Below are 11406 nucleotides of genomic sequence, written 5' to 3' on the forward strand. Positions count from 1 at the left end.
CCCGCTCGCGGGTCAGCCCAGCTTCCGGAAGAGCCCCTCCTGCACGACCGACACCACCAGCCGGCCGTCACGGTCGTAAATCCGGCCGCGCGCCAGGCCGCGGCCGCCCACCGCGATCGGCGACTCCTGGTCGTACAGCAGCCAGTCGTCCGCACGGAAGGGACGGTGGAACCACATGGCGTGATCCAGGGAGGCCATGTCGAAGCCGCGCGGCCCCCACAGCGGTTCCACGGGGATGCGGACGGCGTCCAGCAGGGTCATGTCGCTGGCGTAGGTGAGGGCGCAGGTGTGCACGAGCGGGTCGTCGCCGAGCGGCCCGACGGCGCGCATCCACACGGCGCTGCGCGGTTCGGCGTCCCGGACCTCGTCGGCGGTCCAGCGCAGCCGGTCCACGTAGCGGATGTCGAAGGGCTGGCGGCGGGCCATCCGCTCCAGTTGCTCGGGCAGCGCGCCCAGGTGCGCGCGGATCTCGTCCGTGACCGTGGGCAGGGACTCGGGGTCGGGGACCTCGCGGGCCGGGGGCAGCTGGTGCTCGAAGCCGCCGTCCTCCGGCCTGTGGAAGGAGGCGGTGAGGTTGAAGATCGTGCGGCCCTGCTGCACGGCCGTGACCCGCCGGGTGGTGAAGGAGCGTCCGTCGCGCACCCGCTCCACCTGGTAGACGATCGGCACCCCGGGGATGCCGGGGCGCAGGAAGTAGGCGTGCAGCGAGTGCACGGGCCGGTCCCCCTCCGTGGTGCGGCCGGCGGCGACCAGGGCCTGGCCGGCGACCTGCCCGCCGAAGACCCTCTGGAGGGACTCCTGCGGACTGCGCCCGCGGAAGATGTTGACCTCGATCTGCTCCAGGTCGAGCAGGTCGACGAGCCTGTCGGCCGGGTTCGTCGTCATGGGTGGGTTTCTCCTGTGCTCGCTGCTGCCCGGCCGGTCACAGCTGGCCGACGTCGGTGACGCGCACGACCGCGCGGCCCTCCGCGTCCGAGGCGGCGAGGTCGACCTCCGCGCTGATGCCCCAGTCGTGGTCGCCGTTCGGATCGTGGAAGATCTGCCGGACCCGCCACAGGCCGTTCTGCGGCTCCTGCTCGATGAGCAGCAGCTTGGGGCCGCGGGCGTCGGGGCCGGTGCCGAGCTCGTCGTACTCGTCCCAGTACTTGTCCATCGCCTCGCCCCAGGCGTCGGCGTCCCAGCCGGAGTCGGCGTCCATCTCGCCCAGCTCCTCCACCTGGTCGAGGGCGGCCAGTTCGACGCGGCGGAACATGGCGTTGCGGACCAGGACGCGGAAGGCGCGCGCGTTGGCGGTGACCGGCTTGACCTCGTCGGCCTTCTCCTGGGCCTCCTCGGCGGTCATCTCCTCCGGGTTGGCCAGCTGCTCCCACTCGTCCAGCAGGCTCGAGTCGACCTGGCGCACCATCTCGCCCAGCCACTCGATCAGGTCCTGCAGGTCCTCGGACTTCAGGTCGTCCGGGACGGTGTGGTCGAGGGCCTTGTAGGCGCTGGCCAGATAGCGCAGCACGATGCCCTCGGTGCGGGCCAGCTCGTAGTGGGATACCAACTCCGTGAAGGACAGGGCACGTTCGTACATGTCCCGGATGACCGACTTCGGCGAGAGCGGATGGTCGCCGACCCAGGGGTGACTCTTGCGGTACGTGTTGTACGCGTGGAAGAGCAGCTCCTCCAGGGGCTTCGGGTACGTGATGTCCTGGAGGCGCTCCATGCGCTCCTCGTACTCGACGCCGTCCGCCTTCATCTGGGCGACGGCCTCGCCGCGCGCCTTGTTCTGCTGGGCGGCGAGGATCTGCCGCGGGTCGTCCAGGGTCGACTCCACCACGGACACCATGTCGAGCGCGTACGACGGCGACTCGGGGTCGAGCAGCTCGAACGCGGCGAGGGCGAAGGTGGACAGCGGCTGGTTGAGCGCGAAGTCCTGCTGGAGGTCGACGGTGAGCCGGACGATGCGGCCGGTCGGGTCCGGCTCGTCGAGCTTCTCGACGATGCCGCCGTCGAGCAGGGAGCGGTAGATGGCGATGGCCCGGCGGATGTGCCGCAGCTGCTGCTTGCGCGGCTCGTGGTTGTCCTCCAGCAGCCGGCGCATCGCCTCGAAGGCGTTGCCGGGACGGGCGATCACCGACAGCAGCATCGTGTGCGTCACCCGGAACCGGGAGGTCAGCGGCTCCGGCTCGGAGCCGATCAGCTTCTCGAAGGTCTGCTCCGACCAGGCGACGAACCCCTCGGGAGCCTTCTTGCGGACGACCTTGCGGCGCTTCTTCGGGTCGTCGCCCGCCTTGGCGAGGGCCTTCTCGTTCTCGACGACGTGCTCGGGCGCCTGCGCGACGACGAAGCCCTCCGTGTCGAACCCGGCCCGGCCGGCGCGGCCCGCGATCTGGTGGAACTCCCGGGCCCGCAGGGTGCGCACACGGGTGCCGTCGTACTTGGTGAGCGCCGTGAACAACACGGTCCGGATGGGGACGTTGACGCCGACGCCGAGCGTGTCCGTGCCGCAGATGACCTTCAGCAGACCGGCCTGCGCGAGCTTCTCCACCAGCCGCCGGTACTTGGGCAGCATGCCGGCGTGGTGGACGCCGATGCCGTGCCGGACGTAGCGGGAGAGGTTGCGGCCGAACTTGGTGGTGAAGCGGAAGTTGCCGATCAGCTCGGCGATCTGCTCCTTCTCCTCCTTCGAGCACATGTTGATGCTCATCAGCGCCTGCGCCCGCTCGACGGCCTGCGCCTGCGTGAAGTGCACGATGTAGACGGGCGCCTGCCGGGCCTGGAGCAGATCGGTGAGCGTCTCGGTCAGCGGGGTGTAGCGGTACTCGTAGGACAGCGGCACCGGGCGGGTCGCCGACCGGACCACCGCGGTCGGGCGGCCGGTGCGGCGGGTGAGGTCCTTCTCGAAGAAGGAGACGTCGCCGAGCGTCGCCGACATCAGCACGAACTGCGCCTGCGGCAGCTCCAAAATGGGGATCTGCCAGGCCCAGCCGCGGTCGCCCTCGGCGTAGAAGTGGAACTCGTCCATCACGACCTGGCCGACGTCCGCGTCCTTGCCGTCGCGCAGCGCGATCGAGGCGAGGACCTCGGCGGTGCAGCAGATGACGGGGGCGTCGGAGTTGACCGAGGCGTCGCCGGTGAGCATGCCGACGTTCTCGGTGCCGAAGATCTTGCACAGCTCGAAGAACTTCTCCGACACCAGCGCCTTGATCGGCGCCGTGTAGAAGGTGACCTCGTCCCGGGCCAGGGCCGCGAAGTGCGCGCCCGCCGCGATCATGCTCTTGCCGGAGCCGGTGGGCGTCGACACGATCACGTTCGCGCCGGAGACCACCTCGATCAGCGCCTCCTCCTGGTGGGGGTAGAGCGTGAGCCCCCGCTCGCCGGCCCACGACTCGAAGGCTTCGTACAGGGCGTCGGGGTCGGCGGTCGGCGGCAGCTGATCGATGAGGGTCACGCCCCCATCTTGCCTGGCCCGGTGCCCGATGCGGGAATCGGCTGCCGCCCGGAAGATCACGAACGCTACGCTGGTGCGCCGACGACGCGTCAGCGCACCCGGTCAACTGGACAGCGGCACACGAGGAATAGGGGCGGGCCACGGCCATGATGGGACCAGCACACTCACTGTCGGGCGCCGCCGCCTGGCTCGGCGTCGGTGCGGCCGCGGCCGCCGCCGGGCAGCCGATGCCCTGGCCGGTCCTCCTCGCCGGCGCCTTGATCTGCGCCGGAGCCGCCCTCGCCCCGGACCTGGACCACAAGGCGGCGACCATCTCCCGGTCCTTCGGACCGCTGTCGCGCTGGCTGTGCGAGATCGTCGACAAGCTGTCGTACGCCGTCTACAAGGCCACCAAGAAGCAGGGCGACCCGCGCCGCTCCGGCGGGCACCGCACGCTCACGCACACGTGGCTGTGGGCGGTGCTGATCGGCGCGGGCACCTCGGTCGCGGCGATCACCGGTGACCGCTGGGGCGTGCTCGCGATCCTCTTCGTGCACCTGGTCCTGGCCATCGAGGGTCTGCTGTGGCGGGCGACCCGGGGCTCGAGCGCCGACGTCCTGGTGTGGCTGCTGGCCGCGACCACGGCGTGGATCCTCGCGGGCGTGCTGGACCAGCCCGGGAGCGGCGCGGACTGGCTGTTCACGGCGCCCGGCCAGGAGTACCTGTGGCTGGGGCTGCCGGTGGTGCTGGGCGCGATCGTGCACGACATCGGGGACGCGCTGACCGTCTCGGGCTGCCCGATCCTGTGGCCCATCCCGGTCGGGCGCAAGCGCTGGTACCCGGTGGGGCCGCCGAAGTTCATGCGCTTCCGGGCCGGCAGCTGGGTCGAGCTGCGGGTGCTGATGCCGGCGTTCATGCTGCTCGGCGGGGTGGGCTGCGCGGCGGCGCTCAACGTGATCTGACCGCCGGGCGGCCCCCGGCAGGGCTCAGCCGCTGCCGTAGCGCCGTTCGAAGGCGGCGACCCGGCCCTCGGTGTCCACCGTGCGCGCCTTGCCCGTGTAGAAGGGGTGGCTCTCCGAGGAGATCTCCACGTCCACGACCGGGTAGGTCTCACCGTCGTCCCACTCGATGGTCTGGTCGCTGGTCGCCGTGGAGCGGGTGAGAAACGCGTACCCGGCGGCGCGGTCGCGGAAGACGACGGGGTGGTAGTCGGGGTGCTTGTCCTGCTGCATGGGTGCTCCTCGTGGGGCTTGCGGCCGGGTCCGTTCTGCGATCGGCCGGGTGCGATCGATCGGTGCCGTCGGGTGTGATCAACCGGGCAGGGCGTCCTCGTCGACGATGTGGACGGCCGCCTCCTCGGCCGACGCGGCGGCGCCGTCGATGCCCACGTCCGTGGCGACCAGCGCGGACTCCTCGTCCTCGTGGGCGCCCTCGTCGGGGGCGACGAGCCGGCCGGAGCGGACGGCGCCGACCTCGTTGTCCAGGAGTTCCCCGTCGGTGCCCGCCGAGTCCCCGAGACCGTCGCCGTCCTGGGCGACGGCGTCCGGCAGCTCCTCGGCGAGCCGCTGGTCCAGCGTCTCGCCCCGCTGCCGCTCGGCCGCCGTCACCCCGAGGTGCTCGACGGCCCACGGCCGCTCCGGCGGGGACCAGCCGCGGTCCAGGGGATCGTCGACGCCGTCGTACTCCAGGGTGTCCTCGGCGTCCAGCAGCCCCGTGTCCTCTCGCTGCTCGTCCTGGTCCGGCTGGTAGACGTCGTCTCCCCAGCCGTCGGAGCTGTTCACGGATACCTCCAGGGGGTGGGGACGGGCCCTCTCACCGGGCCCGCGCCGGGCCGCCGCCGCGCGGGGCACCGGCGCCGCCCGCGACCGCAGGTCCGGGGCGTTCCCCGAGCCGGTGCCTGCTTCCAGCCTTCCACCGAGTCTCGCCACCGCGCAACGCCACGGCCCCCCGGCGCCCGCCCCCGCCCGTGCCGCTCAGCGCCGCCCCCGCCCGTGCCGCTCAGCCGTGCCAGGACCGCCACAGCGCCGCGTACGCCCCGTCCGCCGCGACCAGCTCGTCGTGGCTGCCCAGCTCGCTGATCCGCCCGTTCTCCACCACGGCGATGACGTCCGCGTCGTGCGCGGTGTGCAACCGGTGGGCGATGGCGACCACCGTGCGGCCGTCGAGGACCCGGGCCAGGGAGCGCTCCAGGTGGCGGGCCGCGCGCGGGTCGAGCAGGGACGTCGCCTCGTCCAGGACCAGCGTGTGCGGGTCGGCCAGCACCAGGCGGGCCAGGGCGATCTGCTGTGCCTGCGCCGGGGTGAGCGCCAGGGCGCCCGAGCCGACCTCGGTGTCCAGGCCGTCGTCGAGGGCGCGGGCCCAGCCGTCCGCGTCGACCGCGCCGAGGGCCGCCCACAGCTCGGCGTCGGCCGCGCCGGTCCGGGCGAGCCGCAGGTTGTCGCGCAGGGAGCCGACGAAGACGTGGTGCTCCTGGTTGACCAGGGCCACGTGCGCCCGGACCCGCTCGGCGGGCATCCGGGACAGTTCGGCCTCGCCCAGGGTGATCCGGCCGTCCCGCGGCGCGTAGATCCCGGCGAGCAGCCGGCCCAGCGTGGACTTGCCCGCACCGGAGGGGCCGACCAGGGCCAGCCGGGTGCCGGGCGCCACCTCCAGGGACACCTTGCGCAGGACGTCCACGCCCTCCAGATAGCCGAAGCGGACCCGGTCCGCGCGCACGTGGCGCCCCTCGGGCACCACGTCCGGGTCCCCGGCGTCCGGCTCGATGTCCCGGACCCCGACGAGCCGGGCCAGCGACACCTGCGCCACCTGCAGCTCGTCGTACCAGCGCAGGATCATGCCGACCGGGTCGACCAGCATCTGCGCGATGAGCGCGCCGGTGGTGAGCTGGCCGACATCGATCCAGCCGTGCAGGGCGAACACGCCGCCGATCAGCAGCACCGAGGCCAGCACGGTCACGTGGGTGACGTTGACGACCGGGAAGAGCACCGACCGCAGCCAGAGCGTGTAGCGCTCCCAGGCCGTCCACTCCCGGATCCGCTGTTCCGACAGGGCGACGCGGCGCTCGCCGAGGCGGTGGGCCTCCACGGTCCGGCCCGCGTCCACGGTCTCGGCGAGCGCGGCGGCCACGGCGGCGTATCCGGCGGCCTCCGAGCGGTAGGCGGCCGGTGCCCGCCGGAAGTACCAGCGGCAGCCGGCGATCAGCAGCGGCAGCGCGAGCAGCACGGCGAGTGCCAGCGGCGGTGCCGTGACGACCAGTCCGCCCATCAGCAGGACCACCCACACCACGCCGATCGACAGCTGCGGCACGGCCTCGCGCATCGCGTTGGCCAGCCGGTCGATGTCCGTGGTGATCCGCGACAGCAGGTCGCCGGTCCCGGCGCGCTCCAGCACGCCGGGCGGCAGCCCGACCGAGCGCACCAGGAAGTCCTCGCGCAGGTCGGCCAGCATCCGCTCGCCCAGCATCGCGCCGCGCAGGCGCACCTGACGGACGAACACGGCCTGCACGACGAGCGCCGCCACGAACAGCCCGGCGGTGCGCTCCAGGTGCAGCTCCCGGGCCCCGCCGGAGACCCGCTCCACGAGTGAGCCCAGCAGCCACGGACCGGCCATGGAGGCGAGCACGGCCGCCGTGTTGACGGCGATCAGCAGCAGGAACGCCCGGCGGTGCCGCCGCAGCAGTTCGGCCACGTACGCGCGGACGGTCGCCGGGGCGCCGACGGGCAGGGTGCTCGCCGTCGTCGGGGCCGCCGGGTCGTACGCCGGGGGCGCGACGCCGATCATGCCTTCTCCTCGATCTCTTCCAGTTCCTGCAGGACGTCCGGCAGGGCGACGGGCCCGCTCAGCGTGACCTCGTCGTCCGTCTCCCGGGTGACCACGGCCCGGTAGCGGGGCTCGGTGCGCACCAGCTCGCTGTGGGTGCCCACCGCCACGACCTCGCCCTCGTGCAGGAACGCCACCCGGTCGGCGCGGTCCAGCAGCAGCGGGGAGGAGGTGAACACCACGGTCGTGCGCCCGGCGCGCAGCTCGCGCACGCCCTGGGCGATCCGTGCCTCGGTGTGCGAGTCGACGGCCGAGGTCGGCTCGTCCAGGACGAGCACCTCCGGGTCGGTGACCAGCGACCGGGCGAGTGCGAGCCGCTGCCGCTGGCCGCCGGACAGGGACCGGCCGCGTTCGGTGATGCGCGCGTCCATCGGGTCGGCGGTGTCCAGCGAGCCCTGCGCGAGCGCCGCCAGCACGTCGTCGCACTGGGCGGCCGTCAGTGCCGCGTGCGGCGCGACGGCGCCCGAGGCGGGGACGTCCAGCAGCTCGCGCAGCGTGCCCGACAGCAGCACCGGGTCCTTGTCCTGGACGAGGACGGCCGTGCGGGCGCTGTCCAGCGGGAGGTCGTCGAGCGGCACCCCGCCCAGCAGCACCGGCACGCCCTCCTGCGAGGGGTGCCCGCCCAGCCGTTCGGCCAGCCGGCCCGCCGCGTCCGGGTCGCCGCACACGACGGCGGTCATGAGGCCGGCCTGCGCGAGCAGCCCGGTCCGCGGGTCGTACAGGTCGCCCGAGGGGATCTCGGCGGCGCGCGATCCGGCGGTGTCCGTGGCCCGTTCCAGTGACAGCACGCCCGCGGCCCGCTTGGCGGAGGGCCGGGAGAAGGAGTACGCCATGGCGATCTCCTCGAAGTGCCGCAGGGGATAGGTGAGGACCATCACCGAGCTGTAGACGGTGACCAGTTCGCCGACGGTGATCCGGCCCTCGCGGGCCAGTCCCACGCCGTGCCAGACGACGGCGATGAGCAGCAGCCCCGGCAGCAGGACCTGGATCGCGGAGATCAGGGACCACATCCGGGCGCTGCGCACGGCGGCGTGACGGACCTCCTGGGAGGCACGGCGGTAGCGGTCGAGGAACAGGTCCTCCCCGCCGATGCCGCGCAGCACGCGCAGGCCGGCGACGGTGTCCGAGGCGAGTTCGGTGGCGCGTCCGGCCTTCTCGCGCTGCACGTCGGCGCGCCGGGTGGCGCGGGGCAGCAGCGGCAGCACGGCGAGCGCCAGCGCGGGCAGGCCCACGGCGACGACCACGCCGAGCGCCGGCTGGTACACGAGCAGGCCGGCGCAGACCAGCACGATGGTGACGAGGGCCGCGGTGAACCGGGACAGGGCCTCGACGAACCAGCCGATCTTCTCCACGTCGCCCGTGGACACGGCGACCACCTCACCGGCGGCGACGCGCCGGGTCAGCGCGGAGCCCAGCCGGGCGGCCTTGCGGGCGAGGAGCTGCTGGACGCGGGCGGCCGCGGTGATCCAGTTGGTGATGGCGGTGCGGTGCAGGAAGGTGTCGCCGACCGCGTTGCCGACGCAGGCCAGCGCCAGCAGGCCGCCCGCCAGGGCCAGCCGGGAGCCGGAGCGGTCGACGACGGCCTGGACCGCGACGCCGACGCAGAACGGCAGGGCGGCGACGGAGGCGAAGTGCAGCAGGCCCCAGGCGAGGGACGTGAGCTGACCGCCCAGCTGGTTGCGGAAGAGCCACCACAGGAATCGGGGCCCCGAGCGCGCGTCGGGCACGCCGGGGTCGGGATACGGAAGGTCTTTAATCTGCATGACGTCCCAGTGGCTCGTGTCAGGGGATGGGGGGAGGGGAGCGGGTCAGGAGCGGCCACGGCGGGAGCGGGCCGAGGGCAGCAAACCGTGACAGGTTCGCTGCGCCGCACGGCCGGAGGCAACAGGTTTTCCGCCCACCGAACGGAACCGGCCGACACGGACGGGAACAGGGGTGCACGGGCGGGCGGTTGCGCATTGCGCGGACGGCGGACTCCCCGTAGAACACCGCCCATGAAGAGACGGATCGTCATGTCCATGCTTGCCGGAGCGACCCTCCTGGCGAGCACCCTCCTCGGGACCGGTCCCGCGCACGCGGCCGACGTCCCGGCCGAGTTCGGCACCGACTGGCACGACCCGGTCACGGCCGCCCCGCCCGTCGGGAGGCCGTCCGGGAAGTCCTGCGACGTCACCGTCGCGCGGGCGCAGTTCCGCGACTTCACCCCCTACCGCGGCACGTACACCCCGCCCGGGGGCTGCGGTGACCGCTGGAGCAAGGTGGTGCTGCGGCTCGACGGCAAGGTGAAGGGGCGTCAGTACGACCGCCTCGGCCACCTCCGTATCGGCGGCGTCGAGATCCTGCGCACCTCGACGCCCCAGCCCTCGCCCGACGGCATCGAGTGGTCCGTGGAGAAGGACGTCACGCGCTACGGCGACACCTTCCGCCGGAGCCAGGACGTCGAGATGCTGATCGGGAACGTCGTCGACGACACCTACACCGGCGTGCTCGACGTCGAGGTGACGCTCACCTTCTACCCGGGCCGCCCCGGCCCGGCGAGCCCCGACCGGGTCCTCACCCTCGACGGCGGCACGCACCTGACCACCCCGCGCAACAGCGAACGCCTCGTCGCCGAGGTGTACGCGACCGGATCCGGCGGCGGCTGCGAGGAGTACTGGTACCTGACGGTGCCCGACCCGGCGCCGTACTCGTGCAGGAACGCGAGCGGTCCCTACCGCGAGGTGCAGATCCGCGTGGACGGCCGGCTCGCGGGCATCGCCACGCCCTTCCCGACCGTGTGGACCGGCGGCTGGTCCAACCCGTTCCTCTGGTACGTGATCCCGGGCCCGCGCGCCTTCGACGTCAAGCCGATCACCTACGACCTCACTCCCTTCGCCGGGGTCCTCAACGACGGGCGCCCGCACCGGGTCGAGGTCTCGGTCGTCGGCGTGGCCGAGGGACAGACCGGCTGGAGCACTCCCGTGAACGTCCTGGTCTGGCAGGACGAACGGCGCGCGCGGGTCACCGGTGAGCTGACCGCGCACCGCGAGGGCGACCCGACCGGCTCCTCCGTCCACACGCCCGGCCCGGAGCACCGGGTGGACACCGAGGCCGCCCACCGCCTCATGGTCTCCGGTTACGTCGACACCTCGCACGGCCGCGTCCGCACCACGGTCGCCCGCTCCCTGGCCCACACCTCCGCGCACCGCTGGACCGACGGCGAGACGAGCGACGCCCTCGACGCCACCTGGACCGACAGCGAGACCGTGACCGTGGACGGGCGCACCACGCGCACGCACCGCGCCTACACGATGGACGGCACGACCACCCTGGGCGCGGGCGACCGGCTGCGCACCGTCCTGACCCTCGGTGACCGCGCCACGACCGCCGAGACGCGCGGCACCGGGCGCACCGCCTGGTCGCGGCTCGACGACACCTACACGGGAGACGCGACCTACACGGCGAACGTGCCCCGCGATCAGCGGCACGCGGTGGCCACCACGAGCGAGCGCCACCGGCTGTACGGCTCGCACGGCTGCCACGACCGCACGCTGACCGCGGTGCAGGGGGTGCTGACGGAGGACCGCGACCGCTGCTGACGGCGCCTACCGGTCCCGGAAGCCGCCTTCGCCGGGTGTCCCGGTCCGGGAGGGCCGGCCCCGGCGGGAACGGGACGCGGCCGCCGCTCCGGCACGAGGAGCGGCGGCCGCGGCCGGTCCGAGGGTCCCCGGGCCGTCAGCAGGCGCGCACCGGCGTCCCGTCGATCAGCGTGTCCAGCAGCCCGCCGAGCGCCTCGCGCTGATCCTCCGTCAAGGGCGCGAGGATCTCCTCCGCTGCCGACCGGCGCGCCGCGCGCAGCTCGCGCAGCGCGGCCCGCCCGTCGTCCGTGAGCTCGATGCGGATCACCCGCCGGTTGGCCGGATCCGGGACCCGCCGCACCTTGCCGCCCGCCTCCAGGGCGTCGACCAGGGTCGTCACGGCCCGGGGCACCACCTCCAGGCGCTCGGCCAGATCCGCCATGCGCGGCGGCGAGCCCCAGTGCGCCAGGGTGCGCAGCAGCCGGGACTGGGCCGGGGTGATGCCGAGGCCGCGCTGCTCCAGGTGGTGCTTCTGGATGCGGTGCACCCGGCGGGTGAGCCGGAGCAACTGCTCGGCGAGCAGGCCGTCGGAATCGGGGGTGGTCATGCGGGAAC

Annotated in this window: 9 protein-coding genes; 2 read left to right on the forward strand and 7 right to left on the reverse strand. The window is 73.4% G+C overall.

The window, feature by feature from the left end; translation table 11 throughout:
* Positions 1-12: 12 nt before the first annotated feature.
* Positions 13-885: an acyl-CoA thioesterase gene (locus ACF07N_RS00950; protein ID WP_383332674.1), complete on the reverse strand. Its 873-nt coding sequence runs from the start codon at positions 883-885 to the stop codon at positions 13-15.
* Positions 886-922: 37 nt separating this feature from the next.
* Complete coding sequence (locus ACF07N_RS00955) at positions 923-3436, reverse strand: DEAD/DEAH box helicase (protein ID WP_383343217.1); 2514 nt, start codon at positions 3434-3436, stop codon at positions 923-925.
* A gap of 146 nt (positions 3437-3582) precedes the next feature.
* Here ACF07N_RS00955 and ACF07N_RS00960 point away from each other — a divergent pair, with 146 nt between their 5' ends.
* Positions 3583-4377, forward strand: a complete 795-nt coding sequence (locus ACF07N_RS00960) for a metal-dependent hydrolase (RefSeq protein ID WP_392106715.1) — start codon at positions 3583-3585, stop codon at positions 4375-4377.
* A gap of 24 nt (positions 4378-4401) precedes the next feature.
* On the opposite strand, the gene ACF07N_RS00965 is transcribed toward ACF07N_RS00960, so the two are convergent.
* The 4 genes from ACF07N_RS00965 to ACF07N_RS00980 all read right to left on the reverse strand — a co-directional run bounded on the left by ACF07N_RS00965 (position 4402) and on the right by ACF07N_RS00980 (position 8997).
* A complete protein-coding gene (locus ACF07N_RS00965) occupies positions 4402-4647 on the reverse strand; it encodes a type B 50S ribosomal protein L31 (protein ID WP_311682041.1) in 246 nt (81 codons plus the stop codon).
* 78 nt (positions 4648-4725) lie between these two features.
* A complete protein-coding gene (locus ACF07N_RS00970) occupies positions 4726-5196 on the reverse strand; it encodes a DUF5709 domain-containing protein (RefSeq protein WP_383332667.1) in 471 nt (156 codons plus the stop codon).
* 217 nt (positions 5197-5413) lie between these two features.
* Complete coding sequence (locus ACF07N_RS00975) at positions 5414-7195, reverse strand: ABC transporter ATP-binding protein (RefSeq protein WP_383332665.1); 1782 nt, start codon at positions 7193-7195, stop codon at positions 5414-5416.
* Complete coding sequence (locus ACF07N_RS00980) at positions 7192-8997, reverse strand: ABC transporter ATP-binding protein (protein WP_392106720.1); 1806 nt, start codon at positions 8995-8997, stop codon at positions 7192-7194. Before ACF07N_RS00980 ends, ACF07N_RS00975 begins: the two co-directional genes overlap by 4 nt.
* A gap of 231 nt (positions 8998-9228) precedes the next feature.
* Between ACF07N_RS00980 and ACF07N_RS00985 the strand changes: the two genes are divergently transcribed.
* A complete protein-coding gene (locus tag ACF07N_RS00985) occupies positions 9229-10812 on the forward strand; it encodes a peptide-N4-asparagine amidase (RefSeq protein ID WP_392106723.1) in 1584 nt (527 codons plus the stop codon).
* A gap of 136 nt (positions 10813-10948) precedes the next feature.
* On the opposite strand, the gene ACF07N_RS00990 is transcribed toward ACF07N_RS00985, so the two are convergent.
* Positions 10949-11398, reverse strand: a complete 450-nt coding sequence (locus tag ACF07N_RS00990) for a MarR family winged helix-turn-helix transcriptional regulator (protein WP_383343203.1) — start codon at positions 11396-11398, stop codon at positions 10949-10951.
* Positions 11399-11406 lie beyond the last annotated feature (8 nt).

The sequence above is a fragment of the Streptomyces sp. NPDC015242 genome (assembly GCF_043079125.1).
In the GTDB taxonomy this organism is placed as follows: Bacteria; Actinomycetota; Actinomycetes; order Streptomycetales; family Streptomycetaceae; genus Streptomyces.

Excerpts from the sequence above, each read along its gene's own strand:
- ACF07N_RS00950 (WP_383332674.1), bottom strand. The coding sequence starts at position 885 with ATGACGACGAACCCGGCCGACAGGCTCGTCGACCTGCTCGACCTGGAG.
- ACF07N_RS00960 (WP_392106715.1), top strand. The coding sequence starts at position 3,583 with ATGATGGGACCAGCACACTCACTGTCGGGCGCCGCCGCCTGGCTCGGC.
- ACF07N_RS00965 (WP_311682041.1), bottom strand. The coding sequence starts at position 4,647 with ATGCAGCAGGACAAGCACCCCGACTACCACCCCGTCGTCTTCCGCGAC.
- ACF07N_RS00975 (WP_383332665.1), bottom strand. The coding sequence starts at position 7,195 with ATGATCGGCGTCGCGCCCCCGGCGTACGACCCGGCGGCCCCGACGACG.
- ACF07N_RS00980 (WP_392106720.1), bottom strand. The coding sequence starts at position 8,997 with ATGCAGATTAAAGACCTTCCGTATCCCGACCCCGGCGTGCCCGACGCG.
- ACF07N_RS00985 (WP_392106723.1), top strand. The coding sequence starts at position 9,229 with ATGAAGAGACGGATCGTCATGTCCATGCTTGCCGGAGCGACCCTCCTG.
- ACF07N_RS00990 (WP_383343203.1), bottom strand. The coding sequence starts at position 11,398 with ATGACCACCCCCGATTCCGACGGCCTGCTCGCCGAGCAGTTGCTCCGG.